The sequence below is a fragment of the Priestia sp. YIM B13490 genome (assembly GCF_042787735.1).
GTDB classification, from domain to species: domain Bacteria; phylum Bacillota; class Bacilli; order Bacillales; family Bacillaceae_H; genus Priestia; species Priestia megaterium.
In genome coordinates this window covers 19135-38979 of sequence record NZ_JBHZOT010000001.1, presented here as the reverse complement: position 1 = coordinate 38979, position 19845 = coordinate 19135, and the positions used below count along the sequence as shown (strand labels likewise).

17 protein-coding genes are annotated in these 19845 nt (G+C 39.2%); 1 reads left to right on the top strand and 16 read right to left on the bottom strand.

Annotation, left to right across the window (positions count from 1 at the left end; translation table 11 throughout):
• The first annotated feature begins 194 nt into the window (after positions 1-194).
• Positions 195-806: a trimeric intracellular cation channel family protein gene (locus ACFX4R_RS00175; protein WP_013084735.1), complete on the top strand. Its 612-nt coding sequence runs from the start codon at positions 195-197 to the stop codon at positions 804-806.
• Positions 807-838: 32 nt separating this feature from the next.
• Here ACFX4R_RS00175 and spoVK read toward each other — a convergent pair whose 3' ends face one another.
• From spoVK to rny, 16 genes are all read right to left on the bottom strand, one after another.
• Positions 839-1795, bottom strand: a complete 957-nt coding sequence (spoVK, locus tag ACFX4R_RS00170) for a stage V sporulation protein K (protein WP_016765353.1) — start codon at positions 1793-1795, stop codon at positions 839-841.
• Positions 1796-1982: 187 nt separating this feature from the next.
• The gene (gene hfq, locus ACFX4R_RS00165; protein ID WP_013058791.1) at positions 1983-2207 is read right to left on the bottom strand and encodes an RNA chaperone Hfq; all 225 of its coding nucleotides are present in this window, start codon (positions 2205-2207) and stop codon (positions 1983-1985) included.
• Positions 2208-2239: 32 nt separating this feature from the next.
• Entirely contained in the window at positions 2240-3190 is a 951-nt protein-coding gene (miaA, locus tag ACFX4R_RS00160) for a tRNA (adenosine(37)-N6)-dimethylallyltransferase MiaA (RefSeq protein ID WP_043976720.1), read from the bottom strand.
• 100 nt (positions 3191-3290) lie between these two features.
• Positions 3291-5168, bottom strand: a complete 1878-nt coding sequence (mutL, locus tag ACFX4R_RS00155; protein WP_165575849.1) for a DNA mismatch repair endonuclease MutL — start codon at positions 5166-5168, stop codon at positions 3291-3293.
• A gap of 18 nt (positions 5169-5186) precedes the next feature.
• On the bottom strand, positions 5187-7844 hold the full coding sequence (gene mutS, locus ACFX4R_RS00150; protein WP_162214891.1) for a DNA mismatch repair protein MutS: 2658 nt from the start codon (positions 7842-7844) through the stop codon (positions 5187-5189).
• 163 nt (positions 7845-8007) lie between these two features.
• A complete protein-coding gene (bcaP, locus tag ACFX4R_RS00145; RefSeq protein WP_013084740.1) occupies positions 8008-9405 on the bottom strand; it encodes a branched-chain amino acid transporter BcaP in 1398 nt (465 codons plus the stop codon).
• A gap of 177 nt (positions 9406-9582) precedes the next feature.
• Positions 9583-10128 carry an outer spore coat protein CotE gene (locus ACFX4R_RS00140; protein WP_013058796.1) on the bottom strand — a complete coding sequence of 182 codons (546 nt, stop codon included), beginning with the start codon at positions 10126-10128 and terminating at the stop codon, positions 9583-9585.
• A gap of 223 nt (positions 10129-10351) precedes the next feature.
• Complete coding sequence (locus ACFX4R_RS00135) at positions 10352-10783, bottom strand: YlbF/YmcA family competence regulator (RefSeq protein ID WP_013058797.1); 432 nt, start codon at positions 10781-10783, stop codon at positions 10352-10354.
• Position 10784: 1 nt separating this feature from the next.
• Entirely contained in the window at positions 10785-12314 is a 1530-nt protein-coding gene (gene miaB, locus ACFX4R_RS00130; protein WP_013084741.1) for a tRNA (N6-isopentenyl adenosine(37)-C2)-methylthiotransferase MiaB, read from the bottom strand.
• Positions 12315-12812: 498 nt separating this feature from the next.
• Complete coding sequence (locus tag ACFX4R_RS00125) at positions 12813-13679, bottom strand: 2-oxoacid:ferredoxin oxidoreductase subunit beta (protein WP_165575848.1); 867 nt, start codon at positions 13677-13679, stop codon at positions 12813-12815.
• Positions 13666-15423 (bottom strand): 2-oxoacid:acceptor oxidoreductase subunit alpha, encoded by a 1758-nt coding sequence (locus ACFX4R_RS00120; protein WP_097824485.1) that lies wholly within the window; start codon positions 15421-15423, stop codon positions 13666-13668. Before ACFX4R_RS00120 ends, ACFX4R_RS00125 begins: the two co-directional genes overlap by 14 nt.
• 17 nt (positions 15424-15440) lie before the next feature.
• On the bottom strand, positions 15441-15617 hold the full coding sequence (locus ACFX4R_RS00115) for a hypothetical protein (protein WP_157842229.1): 177 nt from the start codon (positions 15615-15617) through the stop codon (positions 15441-15443).
• A gap of 184 nt (positions 15618-15801) precedes the next feature.
• Positions 15802-16719: a dipeptidase gene (locus ACFX4R_RS00110; RefSeq protein ID WP_165575847.1), complete on the bottom strand. Its 918-nt coding sequence runs from the start codon at positions 16717-16719 to the stop codon at positions 15802-15804.
• 75 nt (positions 16720-16794) lie between these two features.
• The gene (gene spoVS, locus ACFX4R_RS00105) at positions 16795-17055 is read right to left on the bottom strand and encodes a stage V sporulation protein SpoVS (RefSeq protein ID WP_003181955.1); all 261 of its coding nucleotides are present in this window, start codon (positions 17053-17055) and stop codon (positions 16795-16797) included.
• 223 nt (positions 17056-17278) lie between these two features.
• Positions 17279-18076: a TIGR00282 family metallophosphoesterase gene (locus ACFX4R_RS00100; protein ID WP_043976551.1), complete on the bottom strand. Its 798-nt coding sequence runs from the start codon at positions 18074-18076 to the stop codon at positions 17279-17281.
• An 81-nt stretch (positions 18077-18157) separates the two neighbouring features.
• The gene (rny, locus tag ACFX4R_RS00095; protein WP_043976549.1) at positions 18158-19717 is read right to left on the bottom strand and encodes a ribonuclease Y; all 1560 of its coding nucleotides are present in this window, start codon (positions 19715-19717) and stop codon (positions 18158-18160) included.
• Positions 19718-19845: the final 128 nt, after the last annotated feature.

The window sequence follows — 19845 nt, the reverse complement described above, 5'->3', positions numbered from 1 at the left end:
AGACAGAATACATTGTCTTTTACTAGTTTAACACCCTTTTTAAAATCTATAAAACGATGATTAAAAAAACATTGAAATATCACGAAATTCTGTATACAATTTGAGTTGGTTTACTTATCGAAATTTGAATCAGGCTGCCTGATTTTAAAATAATAGTCGCTACTTGGTGAAAACAGAATAAAGGGGATAGCATCATGACTTGGGACGTACTTAGCATTATTGGAACGATTGCCTTTGCAATCAGCGGAGCTTTCATTGCCATGGAAGAGGAGTATGATATTTTAGGCGTTTACATACTGGGAATCGTAACGGCTTTTGGCGGAGGAGCCATTCGAAACCTGCTTATCGGTGTACCGGTGTCTGCCCTTTGGGAACAAGGACTCTTTTTTCAGATTGCTTTATTATCTATCACTGCCACTTTTTTATTTCCAAACAATATCTTAAAACATTGGAAGCGATGGGGAAACTTTTCGGACGCCATTGGCCTTGCAGCATTCGCGATTCAAGGAGCGCTTTATGCCACTCATATGAACCATCCGCTTAGCGCGGTTATTGTAGCTGCGGTCTTAACAGGAAGCGGCGGGGGAATTATCCGAGATTTATTAGCACGCCGAAAGCCTACTGTTCTTAAAGATGAAATTTATGCGGTATGGGCGATTATCGCAGGATTTAGCGTAGGGCTGCATATTACAAATACGCCTATAGAACTTTATACGTTATTTATCTTACTTGTAGGTCTTCGGATGTGTTCATATATTTACAAATGGCGCCTGCCGATCAAAACGATTCGACAACCAAACATGTAGAAAAAAAGCCTTTCGTAACGAAAGGCTTTTTTTTACAGCTGAATATCGCTTGACGTTAAAGTTAGAAGCTCGTTGCGCTCAAAGCTTTCTTCTTCTAAAAGCCTCATGGATTGAGTACGTATGGAACGTTCGATAATGTTTCGCACATATCGACCGTTACTAAAATCCCTAGGCGTCTGATTGTACTTCACGTCCATAAAATGATCTTTTAGCTTTTTATAGGCCTCTGTACTAAACTGATACTGCCTGTCATTCATCATGTGACCGGCAATGTCCATCAGTTCATTTACATCATAATCTGGAAAATCAAAAATAAACGGAAACCTAGAGCGTAGCCCTGGATTAAGACTTAAGAAATTTTCCATTTCTCTTGGATAACCAGCTAAAATCAATACAAACTTATCATTTGAATCTTCCATATGTTTGACCAATGTATCAATTGCTTCTTTTCCAAAATCTTTTTCTCCCCCTCTTGCAAGAGAATAAGCCTCATCAATAAATAAAATACCTCCAAGCGCTTTTTTTACAAGATCTCTCGTTTTCTGAGCGGTATGACCAATGTATTCTCCAACTAAATCTGCCCGCTCTGCTTCAATTAAATGTCCTTTAGACAAGATGTTCATATTCAAAAATAATTTACCTAGCAGGCGGGCTACCGTCGTTTTCCCTGTTCCTGGATTTCCTTTAAACATCATATGCAGCGCCTGCTTTCCCGCTTTTAAGCCCTGTTCCTCTCTTTTTTTGTTAATATATAACCACGCATATATTTCTTTTATCATTTTTTTCAATTCTTCCATTCCAACCAGTCCGCTCATTTCTCGTTCAATTTCCCGAAGCGGCTCATGATTTATGACAGCTTTTTTGGCAGGACGCGGAATTGATGTCGTATACGATTTTTCCTTTTTTGTTTCATTATTTAAAATGATATTAATTTGCCCATTATTTTTAAGAGTTATCGGCTGCTCCACCATGTTCACCTCTCGTTTCATCCCACTTCTCTGTATCGCATAGCTGAATGCGATGAACGATACGAAGACAATGATCTCTTATTACCGAAGAAATAATCGTCTATTATAAGGTTTATGTTCGATGAGTAAAAACAATGTTAAGAAACTTTTTTAAGCCTTCATTTGCATAAAAAAAGCATCCGAATATGCGGATGCTTCTCTTTAGTCTCTATTCAAGTTCTACTGTAATATTTTTATTTGGTACAAATGTCGAAATCGCATGTTTATAAATCAGCTGCTGTTTTCCTTCAGATTCAATTAACACAGTAAAGTTATCAAATCCTTTAATTAGTCCTCTTAATTGAAAACCATTTAAAAGAAATACCGTCACATAGATATTTTCTTTACGTAATTGATTTAAAAATTGGTCTTGAATATTAACTGATTGTTTCATTATTCGGCCTCCTCGTTTCTCTATCTGTTTACTTAATTCGCTTCTTTCTTCAGCTTTCCTGCAATATATGTAAAAATTTCAGCAAACTTTTCGGGAAATTTGTCAACTTCCATCTCTATCCATTTTACAGGCATTTTATTCCGAAACCACGTTAACTGACGCTTTGCATATCTGCGTGAATTTTGTTTCAACTGTTCAACGGCTTCTTCGAGCGTGCAGCGTCCTTCAAAATAAGCATAAAGCTCTTTGTAGCCGATAGCTTGAATTGATTGTACATCATGCAGACCACTTTCGTACAATGATTTGACTTCATCAAGCAGTCCAGCCTGCATCATCATATCGACTCGTTGATTAATTCTCTCATATAATACGTCTCTATCCATTGTAAGCCCAATAATGCTTACGTCATATAATAACTCTTGCGACTGTTCTTTTGTATAGTCACTGAATTTTTTGCCGGTTACTTCATAAACTTCAAGCGCTCTGATTACACGGCGATGGTTGTTTTTATGGATAGCAGCTGCACTGTCTGGATCAATCTCTTTTAGCTTTTCATACAGGGGATCAATGCCATGAGCTTTAATAAATACTTCCATTCGTTCACGAACTCTTTCATCACTAGGAGTTTCTGTGAACTGATAATCATAAATAACGGATTGAATATAAAGACCCGTCCCTCCAACAATCATCGGCATTTTTCCTCTAGCGTGAATATCATCGATTTGTTTTCTTACAATCTCTTGAAATTCTGCCACAGAAAACGATTCATCTGGCTCCTTAATATCGATCAGGTAATGGGGAATACCCTGCATCTCTTCTTCTGACACTTTGGCAGTTCCGATATCCATCCCTTTATAAATTTGCATGGAATCACCTGAAATAATCTCTCCGTCTAACTGTTTGGCAAGTTCAATGCTCAATTTTGTTTTACCAACCGCAGTTGGTCCAATAATGACAATAAGTTTTGGTTTCTCTCCCGTCATAACAACACTACTTTCATCTATAGGCATTCACATCATTCCATTTTATCCAAATGGCCATGATTTATTCAACAAAACGGCTAGCTGCAGCTAGCCGCATTGCCTACATCACTCGCTTAAACATTTTTTCCATTTCATACGTCGAATGATGAATAATAATTGGTCGTCCGTGCGGACACGTAAATGGATCCGTAGTTTTTCTCAACGTTTCAAGTAAAGCAAAAATCTCATCGTTTCGCAAATGATGATTCGCTTTAATCGATCCTTTGCAGCTCATCATAATAGCCGCTTCTTCTCGTAACTTTTCGATATTGACTCGTTTCATCGTAAAGATTTGCTGAATCATTTCTTCAATGGTTTCCTGTTCCTCTCCTTTTGGAAACCACTGCGGATGCGAACGAACTATATAGGAGTTTTGTCCAAACGATTCTAAGAAGACTCCCACTTCAGCAAGCATGTCTTTGTATTCTTCTAAAATCAAGGCTTCATTTCCCGAGAACTCTAGCGTAAGCGGCATAAGCAGTTCTTGAACTTCTGAATCTACTTCTCCAAGCTTTCGCTTAAAATATTCGTACTTAATTCTCTCCTGCGCCGCGTGCTGGTCAATAATAAATAATCCTTTTTCATTTTGTGCCAAAATATACGTTCCGTGCATTTGACCAATTGGGTACATCGCAGGAACACGCGGTTCTGGCTGCTCTTTGGCTGAATGGTTCGGTTCTGGAATTGGAGCGTTTTCTTCCACCGATTCTTCATAGCGTTCTATTTCTCGAAACGTTGGTTCAAGTTCTTCATCTTGACGTATGACCTCTGTTTTAACAGGCGGCATAATCTCGTCTACACGAGCAGGAGCCTCCTTAAAACTAGGCTCGCGAACCGTATTAGAGGGCTGATAGCCAGACGTTTTAGACTGATGATCAAATGTAAAGGTCTGCTGCTCAGTTGGCTGAACAGCAGATTTTGACTTAGTTGGTACTACAGCATCCGGAATTAACTGCTGCTTTTTAAAAGCAGCTTTCACTCCTTGTTCAATAAGCTCAAACAGCTCCGCTTCTTTACTTAAGCGCACTTCTAGTTTCGCTGGATGAACATTCACGTCCACTAACAAAGGGTCCATTGTAATGGTTAAAAACACGATTGGAAAACGGCCGATAGGTAAAAGGGTATGATAGCCCTGCTGTACCGCTTTTAACAGCCCGTAGTTTTTAACAAACCGACCGTTAATAATGGTGGACATATAGTTGCGAGAAGCTCTTGTAATTTCAGGAAGAGCGACGTAACCATTCACTTCATAATCAAGTGACTGAACGTTAATCGGAATCATCTTTTTGGCTACCGCCATTCCATAAATAGCGGCAAGCACTTGGCGCACATCTCCGCTTCCGTTCGTATACAGAAGCTGTCTTCCTTGATGCATCAGCCGAATTGAAACTTCAGGATGAGACATCGCAAGGCGATTGACGACATCCGTTACGTTACCAAGCTCCGTGTTTACCGTCTTCATATATTTCAAACGTGCAGGTGTGTTGAAAAATAAGTTTTCAATAACAAGTTCGGTACCTTTTCGGCTTGACGTTAATTCGTGATGAACGATTTCTCCGCCTCTAAGTTTAAGATGAGTGCCGGCTTCTTCTCCCGTACTCGTTTTGAGTTCAAGCATTGAAACTGAAGCAATACTTGGCAAAGCTTCACCACGAAATCCTAACGTTCGAATTCGAAATAAATCTTGTTCTGTTTTGATTTTACTTGTCGCATGTCTTTTAAAAGCGGTCAAGCAGTCTTCAGAAGCAATGCCGTCTCCATTATCCAATATACGAATTTTTGAAAGCCCAGCTTCTTCTAGCTCAATTTCAATAACTGTACTGTTTGCATCAATAGCATTTTCGACTAGTTCTTTCACCACCGAAGCAGGTCGTTCAACAACCTCTCCGGCAGCAATTTTATTTGAAAGTTCGTCTGAAAGCTGCACAATTTTACCCACAGACTCACTCCTCTCACTCTATTTCTTCTTTAATGATTTTTGCAGTTCATACATCGCATTCATTGCGTCTAAAGGCGTCATTTCTAAAATATCCAGCTCTTTTAAACGATCTATAATTGCTTTTTCCCGTTTCGAAAGCGCAGGCTTTTCTTTTTTTTCTTCTATTTCAAAGAACGAAAGCTGGTTGGCTTCATCTGCTTTTTTACTATCTGCACGTTCTTCTTGAACCAAAGAAGCACCTTCTTGTGGAACTTGTTGTGTCATCTCTTCTCTTTTTAGAGCCTGACGTACAGGCTCACGCTCAGAAGATTGTTCTAAATCTTGTAAGATGACGCGAGCTCGCTCTAGAAGCGGATCTGGAAGTTCTGCTAGTTCCGCTACGTGAATACCATAACTTTTGTCTGCAGCACCATCTTTGATTTTGTGTAAAAAGACCACCTTCCCATTTTTTTCAACCGCGCTTACATGAACATTTTTAAGCGCAGGAAGCGACTCATCGAGTACGGTTAATTCATGATAATGAGTAGAAAATAGGGTCTTACAGCCAATATGTTCATGAACGTATTCAATAATTGCTTGAGCAAGAGCCATTCCGTCATACGTAGACGTGCCGCGTCCAATTTCATCTAATAGAATTAGACTCGACTGAGTGGCATTTGTCACTGCATTTTTCGTTTCTAGCATCTCGACCATAAACGTACTTTGACCTGAAATTAAGTCATCGGCTGCTCCGATACGTGTAAATACTTGATCAAAAATCGGCAGAACCGCTTCGTCTGCTGGCACAAAACAGCCAATTTGAGCTAGTATCGCCGTTAAAGCGACCTGGCGCATGTACGTACTTTTACCAGACATATTGGGTCCTGTAATCAGTAAAATTGAACTATCATCCGTCATTTGACAGTCGTTTGGCACGTATTCCTGCGAATTCATTACTTTTTCTACCACTGGATGGCGTCCATTTTGAATCGAAATATCTTCACTTGAAAAAATAGGCTTCGTGTAATGGCGTTCTTCACTGATTTTTGCAAAGCACTGCAGTACGTCAAGCTCACTTACTTTTTTAGCGAGTTCTTGCAGCCTTGGAATATATGCTTTTACTTCTTCACGGATTTGTAAAAACAATTCATATTCCAGCTCTACAATTTTCTCTTCCGCTTCTAAGATCAGCGCTTCTTTTTCTTTCAGCTCAGGCGTAATAAAACGTTCTGCATTGGTTAACGTCTGTTTTCGTTCATACATTCCTTCAGGCAAAAGATGCAAATTTGCCCGAGTTACTTCTATATAATAGCCGAACACGCGATTATAACCAATTTTCAGTGAGCGAATCCCTGTTTTCTCACGCTCTTGCTGTTCAAGTGACGCAATCCACGTTTTTCCGTTTCGGCTTGCATCTCGGTATTGATCAAGCTGTGCATGATAGCCGTCATTAATAATGTCTCCTTCTTTAATTGACAAAGGAGGGTGCTCTTTTAATCCTCTTTCAAGAAGATTAGCTAATCGCTCACAAGGATCAATGTCTTCAACAAGCTTTGTCGCATAAGGATGATTCAAACGATTCACAACCTCTTGGATATGAGGCACATTTTGCAATGATTTTTTTAATTGAATTAAATCACGAGCATTTACATTACCAAAAGCGACTCGACCAGCTAAGCGTTCTAAATCATATACGTCTTTTAGCAACTCACGCAGTTCTTCTCGTTCAAAAAACTGTTTCATTAAGACATCTACCATATTCAAACGATTATCAATATCCGTTTGTTTTAAAAGCGGACGGTCAATCCAATTTTTTAATAAACGGCCGCCCATTGCCGTAACGGTCTGGTCTAATAACCATAGAAGCGAGCCTTTCTTTCCTTTTGAACGAATCGTTTCGGTTAACTCTAAGTTTCGCTTAGAGAACAAATCAATTTTCATATATTCATTGATTTGATAAAACTGCACGGGCTGTAAGTGTTCAAGCGAACGCTTCTGCGTGCGAGTTAAATACTGAAGAATACGCGCAAATGTTGTAATAAGCTTTTGCTGCTGAAGCGACTCGACTAAATAATCTAGTCCTTCTACTTGCTCTGTACTATTCTCATAAGAAATGGTAATCGTCATGCGCTCTTTTAGTGTTTGTAATAAGTCAGCAGGAAACTCAGAGCTTACAACGACTTCTTTTGCTTCTTTTGCATAAATCTCTGAGACTATATCGTGAAACGAACTAACAAGCGTTACGCTGTTTTCTCCTGTAGACAAATCAGAAAGAGCAAGACCAAACGTTTGATCCTCGAACGCAGTAACAGAACAAATATAGTTATTTTCCTTTTCATGCAGTCCGCGTTCGTTCATCAGTGTTCCGGGTGAAATCACCTGCACCACTTCCCGCTTTACAACACCTTTTGCATGCTTAGGGTCTTCTACTTGCTCACAAATAGCTACTTTAAATCCCTTTTCAATTAAACGCTCGATATACGTAGGAGCAGAGTGATACGGAACCCCGCACATCGGAATTCTCTCTTGTCCTCCTCCGTCTCGGCTTGTTAATGTTATTTCAAGTTCTTGAGAAGCTGTCGTAGCATCTTCAAAGAACATTTCATAAAAATCACCTAATCTAAAAAATAAAAAGGCATCTTGATACTCTGCCTTAATTCTCAAATATTGCTGTATCATTGGCGTATACGCTGCCATACTATTCCTCCATACCACATCTAGTTGTGCGTTTTTGCTACACGTATTATAACATAAGTCTTTCTTAAACTTAATTTATTCAAATAGAACAATCTTCAATTTCTTTTTATAAAACAAATAAAAAAGCTTCGGACGAAGGAAGAAGCTTGTCCGAAGCTTTTCATTATTTACTGCTGTTCAAATGACTATGCTTACGTCCGTATAAGAAGTAAACCACTAGCCCTAGTACAAGCCAAATTACGAAACTAATCCATGTTAACTTTGGAAGCTGAAGTGCTAAGTATAAACAGAATACAAAAGCTAAAATTGGAATCACCGGCACGAACGGTACGCGGAAACCAGTCGATTCTGAAGTTTGTTTTGATTTACGCAAATATAAAATTCCAATTGATACGGTCATGAAAGCAAAAAGAGTACCGATGTTTGTTAATTCTGCTAATCTTCCTAATGGTACTAAACCAGAGAAGATGGATACTAGTAAACATGTAATCCACGTATTTACTACCGGCGTTTGTTTTTTCTCACTGATTTTTGAAAAAGGCTTTGGCAATAGACCATCTCGACTGATCGCATAAAATAAACGAGTTTGTCCATACATCATAACGAGTAGTACCGTTGTAATACCAACAATTGCGCCTAATGAAATAAATCCTGCTACCCAGTCTTGGTTAATGTAGCTTAAAGCAAATGCTACAGGGTTTTTAACATTTAATTCTGTATAAGGTACGATTCCTGTTAAGATAAGCGATACGACGATATAAAGGACTGTACAAATCGCAAGAGATGCGATAATTCCAATTGGCATATCCCGCTGAGGCTTGCGTACTTCCTCGGCCGCTGTTGCTACAGCATCAAACCCAATGTAGGCGAAGAATACAGTTGCTGCTCCTGTCGCTACTCCCGAGAAACCAAACGGCATAAACGGCGTCCAGTTTTCTGGTTTAACATAGCTAACTCCTACCCCGATAAACAGAAGTACAACAGCCAGTTTAATAATAACCATGATAGCATTAAAACGTGAAGATTTTTTTACTCCTTGCGTTAAAAGTAATGTGATTAAAAATACGATCATAATTGCTGGAATATCAATATATGTGCCGTTTGCAGGATTATATGCACTCGTTAAAGCTTTTGGAAAATGTATGCCAAACCCTGCTAATAATCCTTGGAAATACCCGGACCATCCGCTGGCTACAGCAGAAGAAGCAAGACCGTATTCCAAGATAAGATCCCACCCTAAAATCCAAGCGATTAATTCACCAAATGTTGCATAACTGTAAGTGTATGCACTTCCTGAAACGGGAACTGTTGAGGCAAACTCTGCATAACAAAGAGCTGCAAACACACACGCAAGTCCTGACATAATGAAAGATATAACTAAAGCTGGACCGGCATGTTCAGCGGCGGCTACGCCCGTTAATACAAAAATTCCGGTTCCGATAATAGCTCCAATTCCTAACATTGTTAAATCGAAAGCGCCTAAATCCTTTTTTAATTTAACACCTTTAGAGTTGGTTTCACTAATTAACGTTTGAATTGATTTTTTACGAAATAAGCTCATAGTAAACCCCCAAGAAATACTTATCTGATATAACTAAATTTTCTGAAAATTAATGCATTATTTTCTTTAGATTTACTATACACTGCGGATTCGACAAAAAGCAATATATTTTTTTATTTTTATAAGAATTTTCTTAAAATAGTAAAAATAAAAAAACTAGGAAGAACTTCTTCCTAGTTACTCATCGTCCCCTAATATAAAATCAGGATCCAAATCTTCAAATTCATCGTCATCTACGTCTAAATCAAATTCGTCTTCATCATCGCAGCCTTTCGGATTTACTGCAACACAAACCTTGGTTTCGCCAATCACTTCCGCCAACAATTCTCTCTCTACTTGAACAATCGTTTTATTGCCATTTGGTGAAATTGTGCACTCTAGGCAATTTGGCTGCTGGAGCACGCGAACAATTACTTCGTAATCGTCTCCAATCGAATCTTCGTCTTTATAGCGCAGCTTAATATTATCTTTGTATGATACGGTTTCCGTCCAAACTTCGGTTTTTGTATTATTATTGTACGAATACCAGATGTTAATATCATATCTGCCGTCAACTTCTACATTGCTGCCGCTTTTCTTTGCTTTGTACTCATGGTTAATCACCCAGCACCCTAAGATGCTTGTTGGTCGATTTTTCGGTGCAAGCGTATGAGACGATTGTGTAAACTTGCGACCTTTACCTACGACTGCTTTTGTAATAATTTCTCTATAGTGTTGTGACATGTGAGCATACCCTCCTCAAACTATCTTCATTTCATCCTATGCAGGCTCATTCACTTGTTTGCACATTATTTTTAAGAAACTAGGTTTAAGGCATAAAAAACCTATGTTCCATTGTATGCAAGGATATAGAAAAACGTGACAATTATTAGAGAGAAAATCTGCCCAATTTTCATGCCACGGGATGCACAAAAAAATGCCTCAGCAAATTGCTGAGGCATTTTTTTTATGAGCAGCTAGATCCAGGGCTGTTTCGCACCTGTGAACCTGTTTCACCGCGCAGTAAATCACCATCTGTTGACACAATAATTTCGTCCGTTACTGTGTTTGAAATAGTGTTAGCAACAAGTTGAAGCAAATCATTCACGTTTATTTGAGACTCTTGAAACTGCTGAATAATCGGCAGTTCATCCAGCTCTTCCTGTAAACGATCGATTTTTGCCTCCACTTGTTTTAACGCTTCTGTTTTACCATAATGTTGGAAATTAACAGCTTGTTTTTGCAAACTTTTAATACTTGCAATGGTTTCACGCACTTTTTGATTTTCGTTAAGCTGAGCTTCGGCACGCTTGAAGAAATCTACTTCTTCTGTTTCAGCAATCATTTTTGCCAGCTCTTGAGCACGTTTAATTACGTCACTCTTGTTATACTGCGCCATATTACTTCACCTCTGCTGTTTCTTCTACCATTTCCCCGTTTAATGTCCATGTTTTGGCTTTTGTAACTTTTACTTTTACAAGTTGCCCAATTACTGACTTAGGTGCTTTGAAGTTTACAAGCTTACTTTTTTCCGTGTAGCCTGCTAATACTTCCGGATTATTTTTACTTTCACCTTCTACTAATACTTCGACAACTTTACCTTCATATTCCTTCAATTTCTTTGCAGAAATTTCATTTACAAGAGCATTTAAGCGTTGAAGACGCTCTTTTTTCACTTCCATTGGTACGTTGTCTTGCATCTTAGCAGCTGGCGTACCTTCACGAGGTGAATAAATAAATGTATAAGCACTATCGAATTCAACCTCACGGTATAGCGACATTGTTTCTTCAAACTGCTCATCCGTTTCATTTGGGAAACCAACAATAATATCAGTTGTTAATGATGCTGTTGGAATGGCTTCTTTAATTTTACGAACAAGCTCTAAATAATGTTCACGAGAATATTTTCGTGCCATAATTTTTAAGATATCACTGCTTCCTGATTGAACAGGCAAATGAATGTGGTCGACAAGATTTCCGCCTTTAGCAAGAACTTCAATTAAACGGTCATCAAAGTCGCGAGGATGACTTGTTGTAAAACGGATACGAGCAACGTCAATTTTACGGATTTCGTCCATTAAGTCGCCTAGGCCGTACGTTATGTCTTCAAAATCTTTTCCATATGCATTAACATTTTGACCTAAAAGCGTAATTTCTTTGTAGCCTTGAGCAGCTAAGTGACGTACTTCTTGGATAATGTCTTCTGGACGGCGGCTTCGTTCTTTTCCTCGCGTATACGGAACGATACAGTACGTACAGAACTTGTCACAGCCGTACATGATGTTAACCCATGCTTTGACGCTGCCTTTACGTGCTCTTGGAAGGTTTTCAATAACGTCCCCTTCTTTAGACCATACTTCAATCACCATTTCTTTTGCTAAGTATGCTTCGTTTAAAATGTGAGGCAAACGGTGAATGTTGTGTGTACCAAAAATCATATCCACGTGCTGATGTTTTTGTAAAATTTTATTTACAACTGACTCTTCTTGAGACATACATCCGCAGACGCCGATTAATAGCTCAGGGCGCTCGCGCTTTAAGGCCTTCAAGTGTCCTAATTCACCAAACACTTTATTTTCCGCATTTTCACGGATCGCACACGTATTCAATAAAATAACATGAGCATCTTCAACAGAGTCAGTTGGCTCGTAGCCAAGGCCTAGAAAAATACCAGCCATTACTTCTGTATCGTGCTCATTCATTTGACAGCCGTACGTACGGATATAAAATTTACGTCCCTGTCCCATTCCATGAAACTGTTCATCGATTGCAAAATCATTGTGATAGGAAACTTCTTCTTTTCCTCGTTTTTTCGCATCTTTTAAAGAAGGTGGCATGTATACTGTTTGAAAATATTTACTGTAATCCTTTTCGGATTTTTTGTCCGCTGGATTAACTTGGTTGCTTTCTAAACGTTGTTTTTCGTTCATAAAAAAATCTCCTTTCGCCATGACAATTGTCACGTTGCACCTGTAAATCGCAAAAAAATGTGACAGCCTTATGCTTATGCATAAAACTCATCACATTAACATAGTATATAACTTTCAAGTAGCGAACACAATCATATACCTATTTTCTATACCTGTTTCGTTAAAATTTCTTTCGGATTTCGAAACATTTATTAAATAACAAAAAGAGATTGATACATAACTAAATTAATCTATTTTAGAGACGAACAAATGGGATAAAAGAGCTCATAGAAACTCGCTTATTACACCGCTGTTGATTTCTGTGCAAAACTTCGCTTTCGGCGAGCGGCCGATGAGCCTTCTCCTAGCTCTCCAATTAACAGCTAGAAGCCACTCCCTACATGAAACCTACGTTCGCTATCACTATGAAAAAATCCGAACGAGTTGGATTCTCCATCAAGAATCTCAGTTCACCGTTCGGATTTCCCCTCTACTAAACTGCTTTTATTGCAGCCTCTTTTACATAAATTCAGCTACTAGCTCATCAAATTTTTCCTCAGTCATACCTAAGTCTGCTTTTGACAGCGGCTCTTCACTATAACCATGAACAAGCTGCTGATACGACGGCTGATGCGCATTTTGATAAATAAGCCCTGTTACTAAGCCGTTATGCTCCATTAACGTCTGCATAGCTTGCATACGATTGTTTGCATCATAACCTTCAATTGTGCTAAGACTAGTTAGGTTTTCTTTAAACCAATCATACGTGTTCACTTTGTTATACGTTACGCACGGGCTAAATACGTTAATTAAGGAAAAACCTTTATGCTGGATGCCTTGTTCAATTAAGCCTGTTAACTCTTTTAAATTCGTTGAAAAGCTTTGCGCCAAAAACGTTGCTCCAGAAGTTAACGCAAGCTCCATGACAGATAAAGACGACTCGATTGATCCTTCAGGCGTACTTTTTGTCTTGAATCCTACTTCACTGCGAGGAGATGTTTGTCCTTTTGTTAAACCATAGATTTGGTTATCCATTACGATATACGTTACATCGATGTTTCGGCGAATCGCATGTACCGTGTGTCCCATACCTATAGCAAACCCATCTCCATCACCGCCAGATGCGATAACGGTTAAGTCACGATTAGCCATTTTTACACCTTGAGCGATTGGAAGCGCACGTCCGTGAATACCATGAAAACCATATGAATTAATATAACCAGAGATACGTCCAGAACATCCAATACCTGAAATAACAGCAAGCTCATGAGGTTCTAAACCTACGTTAGCAGATGCGCGTTGAATGGCTGCCTGTACGGAGAAATCTCCACACCCCGGACACCAGTTAGGTTTTACACTGTTACGAAAATCTTTAAACGTTGCCATTTAACACAAACATCTCCTTACTTTTTGCGTATACTTCTTGCGGAAGAAATGGATTTCCATCATACTTCAATACACTTTGAATTTTATCATGACTTGCAATATTCATTTTTAAAATATTAGCAAGCTGTCCAGTAGCATTGTTTTCAACGACGACTACTTTTTTAGCTCCTTGCACGTAAGGAAGCAGTTCGTCAGCTGGGAACGGATGAATCAAACGAATGTGAGCATGATTTACTTTTATACCGTCCTGTTCCAAACGTCCCATTGCCTCTTCAATAACTCCACGCGTCGAATTAAATCCAACAAATAAAATATCAGACTCTTTTTCATGAGAGTGAACATGAATTGGCGTATTAAAACGAATTCCTTTTGTTTTACGAAGACGCTTATTCATTTGATCATCGCGGTTCACCGGAGATTCAGATGGCTTTCCTGTCTCATCATGTTCTACTCCCGTCACGTGATGAATGCCATGCTTCATTCCTGGAATGACGCGTGGTGATACGCCGTCTTCTGTTACGCGGTAGCGCTTGTAGTATTGTTTTTCTTCCAGCTCTTCTAGCTCTCCTTGCTGAAGCTTACCGCGGCGGATTTCAACGCGATTATAGTCAAGCGGTTCTACTGATTGCTTCCCAAGTGAAAGCTGTAAATCCGTTAGCATAATAACTGGGCACTGATATTCTTCTGCTAAGTTAAACGCTTCAATCGTATCGTAGAATGCTTCTTCAACCGTACTTGGCGCCATGACGATCTTCGGAATTTCACCGTGCGTACCGTAAATCATGGCCATTAAATCAGACTGTTCTTGCTTAGTTGGAAGACCTGTACTTGGCCCGCCGCGCTGAGTATCTATAATCACAACAGGCTGCTCAGTGATTCCTGCTAATCCAATCGACTCCATCATTAAGGATAAACCTGGTCCAGCTGATGCTGTCAGCGCACGTACGCCTGCATAGTTAGCTCCGATAGCCATCGTACATGCTGCGATTTCATCTTCTGTTTGAATAACGGTTCCACCAAATTGAGGAAGCTTTTTAATTAAGTATTCCATGATTTCTGAAGCAGGGGTAATTGGATATGCTGGCATAAAACGAGCCCCACCGGCTAAAGCACCCAGCGCAATCGCATCGTTTCCAATCATAAACATACGTTTTTTACCATCCGCTGGATCTAGTTTCATTGTTTCTAATTGTTCGCCTAGCTGTTCACGAATGTAATCTGCACCTTTTTTAATAGCTTCCATGTTTTTTTGTACAACTTTTTGGCCCTTTTTACCGAAGATTTCAAGTACTACTTCTTCAAATACTTCTGTGTCAATATGAAGCACAGCACTTGAAGCGCCTACAGCAACCATGTTCTTCATTAGCGACGTTCCTAATTCCGTTGCAATTTCCGTAAACGGAACAGCATATAGCGTAGCAGTTGTACATGTTTCGGGCAGACTTGGGTTGAATTTCGCATCTGCAATTACAACGCCTCCTGCGCGCAGCTCATGGACGTTTACATCGATTGTTTCCTGATCGAACGCGACTAAAATATCCAAATCATCTGACACAGATCGAACTTGAGTTGTACTCACTCGAATCTTATTATTTGTATGTCCACCTTTGATACGAGAAGAAAAATGACGATAGCCGTATAAGTAATAACCTAATCGATTTAAAGCGGTTGAAAAAATTTCTCCCGTACTTTCGATTCCCTCACCCTGCTGTCCGCCAACTTTCCATGAAAGTTGCTGTACCATAAATCAACGCCACTCCTTTAATTGCTTATAATATAGAAATCTATTTTATTGATAAAAACTGAAAAAAGTAAATTAGCAAACGATTTCATTTGCTTCTGCATTTCACCAACCAAAATCATCTGCAAAACTCCCACAGCACCTTGTGGCTGTGCAGGATACGTTTCTGCTTGAGCAGCTCCATAATCCGTTTTCAATTTTATTCCGATTGCCAGAAAAATGCAACCCTTTCCATTGAATTCTCAATCGTTTTAATTATATTTATATTTAATGAATAAGATGAAGTTTTTTAATGATCTTTTCTGTCTTTACATGAGGCATTAGTATATAAATAACTTCTATAAAAAAGAGCTTTTCCAAGAAGAAAAAGCTCTTTTTTTATTAGCTGCATACACGATCAGCAAAGTTTTGAAACAGAAAACGTTTTACCTGCTCCTCAGTGTAATGCTTAAGGAGTTCTTCGATTAAATTTGTATACTGTTCATATCTTCCGAGACGATGAACCGTTTTGTCAATGCCGTCAAAGTCAGAGCCAAAACCAACGGAGTATTCGCCTCCTCTTTCACACATGTAATCAAGATGACGGATCACATCCGCTATTTGCGCTTTGGCAGAACTCGTTAAAAATTCAGGCACAAACGTAATGCCAATCACGCCGTTTCGCTTTATTAAAGCATGAATTTGATCGTCTCTTAAATTCCGCGGATGAGAACACAATACGTGTGAATTAGAATGAGTAGCCACTACATATTGTGCTAGCTCAATCACATCCCAAAAACCTCTTACCGATAAATGAGATACATCCGTCCACACTTTATGTTCATTATTCAATTCAACAACTTTTCTTCCAAAAGAAGATAACCCCGCGCCTCGAGGTTCTAAAATACCGTCACACACGGCATTGCTATAATTCCATGTCAAACCTACTGAGCGTACACCCAGTGAAAACAGTGTCTTTAAGCGAACTAAACTGGTATCAATGGCATCGCAGCCTTCAAGCGTCAGCATTGCTCCTATTTCACCTTTTTTCAAGCTATCTATATCGCGTTTTGAACGAATCCATTTCACACCGGGAAGCGATAAAATATGACTTTGAAACAGCTGGATCATTTCTAACGCAACATCAAAGCGCTGAGCTGCCGGAACCGCTTCTGGAATATAAATAGCGAATAGCTGAACTTTCCCGTTTGCTTTTTTTATTCCTTCTAACGTCACATGCAACGCTGAATCATATGTAAAAGATAAACGTTTATTTAACCAGAGCTTCATCAATACATCACAATGAGCATCAAATATCACAACCCACACCCCTTTAATTCTATACAAAAAGGACCTGTTTGGCTTCTATGCTTTACAGGTCCGTGGTTTTTATAATTATCGCGGCTCTACAATTAATTTAATTGCTGTTCGCTCTTCTCCATCAATTTGAATATCTGTAAAAGCTGGGATGCAGATTAAATCAACCCCACTTGGTGCAACGAACCCTCTTGCGATTGCTACAGCTTTTACTGCTTGATTAAGCGCCCCGGCCCCAATGGCTTGAATTTCTGCTGCGCCGCGTTCGCGCAGCACGCCTGCTAAGGCACCAGCAACTGAATTTGGATTAGACTTTGCTGAAACTTTTAATATTTCCATATCTAGCTCCTCCTTATTCTTTACAATGTATGATGAGAGATCATTAGACCAATGACTTAATTGATTTCAATGTTACTATATTCACGATATGTCAAACGTATTCCTGCTTGTTTTTCCTAAATATTCAAAAACTTATATTTCTACACCTTTCTTTTTTCTTTTTACGTTTTTGACAAAATAAAAAAGCCAACGTATCGTCTTTCGACACATTGACTTTTTCCCTTTATTCAAAAAACGGATGGTCTTCGTTAATTAAAATTCGCTCTGTTTTTGTTGCTTTCCCCGTCTTTTGATCAATATCAATAACGATTCCACTAAGCTGCGTTCTTCCTTCTTTTGGCACTTCAAATCGAACAGGAAGAGACGTTAAAAAACGCTTAATAACAGCTTCGCGCTCCATCCCTAAAATGCCGTCATATGGTCCCGTCATTCCTACGTCAGAGATGTAGGCTGTTCCTTTTGGCAATATACGATTGTCAGCTGTTTGAACATGCGTATGAGTGCCGACAACAGCGCTGACACGACCGTCCACATACCAGCTAATCGCTTGCTTTTCACTTGTTGTTTCAGCATGAAAATCAATAAAAATGAGCGGAGTGCGCTGACGTGCTTCTTCAATCAGGTCATCTGCTTTTTGAAATGGACAATCAAGCGGAGCCATAAACGTGCGCCCTTGTAAATTAATCACGGCTACCTCAAGCTGATTGTACGTAAAATACGTAATTCCCTTGCCAGGTGTACCTTCAGGAAAATTAGCTGGACGAACAAGATTTTTTGCATCGTCAATAAAATCAAAAATTTCACGTTTGTCCCACGCGTGGTTACCAAGGGTAATAATATTAGCCCCTGCTTGCAAGAACTGACGATAAATCTTTTCAGTAATCCCTTTTCCTGAAGCTGCATTTTCTCCATTCACAATTGTAAGTCCCGGAGAGTATTTTCTTTTTAATCTTGGTAAATATTCTTCAACCATTTCACGGCCTGGAGAACCAACTACGTCTCCAATAAATAAAATTCTCATGTAAAAGCTCCTATACTTCATTCTTAATCTGCATCTTCATCTCTACGAAAAAAAATAAAGTGGCGAAACGCCACTTCATTTTTATTTTGCATACTCTACTGCTCTTGTTTCACGAATAACGGTTACTTTGATGTGGCCAGGATAATCCAGCTCATCTTCAATTCGTTTTCGGATATCTCGAGCAAGTCGATGCGCTTCTAGATCACCAATCGTATCTGGTTTCACCATAATACGAACTTCACGCCCTGCTTGAATCGCAAATGATTTTTCAACGCCTTCATAAGACTCTGAAATTTCTTCTAACTTTTCAAGACGACGAATATAGTTTTCTAACGTCTCACTGCGAGCACCTGGTCTTGCAGCAGATAATGCATCCGCTGCTGCAACTAGTACAGCAATGATTGATGTTGGTTCTGTATCTCCATGGTGAGAAGCAATCGCGTTAATAACAACCGGATGTTCTTTATACTTTGTAGCTAATTCAACACCGATTTCTACGTGACTTCCTTCTACCTCATGGTCAATTGCTTTACCAATATCATGTAACAATCCTGCTCGTTTGGCTAACGTTTCATCTTCACCTAATTCAGCAGCCATAAGTCCTGATAAATACGCTACTTCCATTGAATGTTTCAGCACATTTTGACCATAGCTTGTTCTGAATTTTAAGCGACCAAGAATTTTCATCAAGTCTGGGTGCAACCCGTGAACACCGACTTCAAACGTCGTTTGTTCACCAACTTCACGAATATATTCGTCCACTTCACGGCGAGATTTTTCAACCATTTCTTCAATACGCGCGGGATGGATACGACCATCTTGAACGAGTTTATCAAGTGCAATTCTTGCTGTCTCACGACGAATTGGGTCAAATCCTGATAAAATAACTGCTTCTGGCGTATCATCAATAATAAGATCAATTCCTGTCAAAGTTTCAAGCGTACGGATGTTTCGACCTTCTCGACCGATAATTCGGCCTTTCATTTCGTCATTTGGCAAGTTAACAACTGAGACAGTCGTTTCAGCAACATGATCTGCTGCGCAACGCTGAATAGCAAGTGAAAGAATTTCTTTCGCCTTTTTATCGGCGTCTTCTTTTGCACGGTTTTCTGTTTCTTTTACCATTATTGCAATATCGTGGGAAAGTTCATTTTCAACACGATCTAAAATAATCGCTCTTGCATCTTCTCTTGTTAAGCTTGAAATGCGCTCTAGCTCTGTTTGCTGTGCACGTACTACTTCTTCAACTTTGCTTTCCATCTCTTCAATATGCTGTTGTTTAACAGTAAGAGAATCATCTTTCTTTTCAAGTAACGCTTCACGTTTATCAAGTGATTCGTCTTTACGATCAAGATTTTCCTCTTTTTGCATTAATCGATTTTCTTGTTTTTGAAGTTCTGCTCGACGATCACGAATATCTTGTTCTGCCTCTGTACGAAGCTGATGGATTTCATCCTTCGCTTCTAGTAAAGCTTCTTTTTTCAAAGCTTCCGCCTCGCGGGTTCCTTCATCGATAATTTGTTCTGCACTAGACTTTGCTCCCGCAATTTTAGCTTCAGCAATCGATTTACAAACAAAAAAGCCAACAACTGCACCGACGATTAGGCCAAGCAAAGCGAAGATGATTGTATTAGTATCCATCATTTCACCTCCCCTTGCTATAAACTTGTAAGTTTTAAATTTCATGTCGGCATGTACATCGTATTCACCTTTCAATATACACACAAAGGCTTTTAAACGCTAAAATGTTTTAAAAAGGGAAAATATAC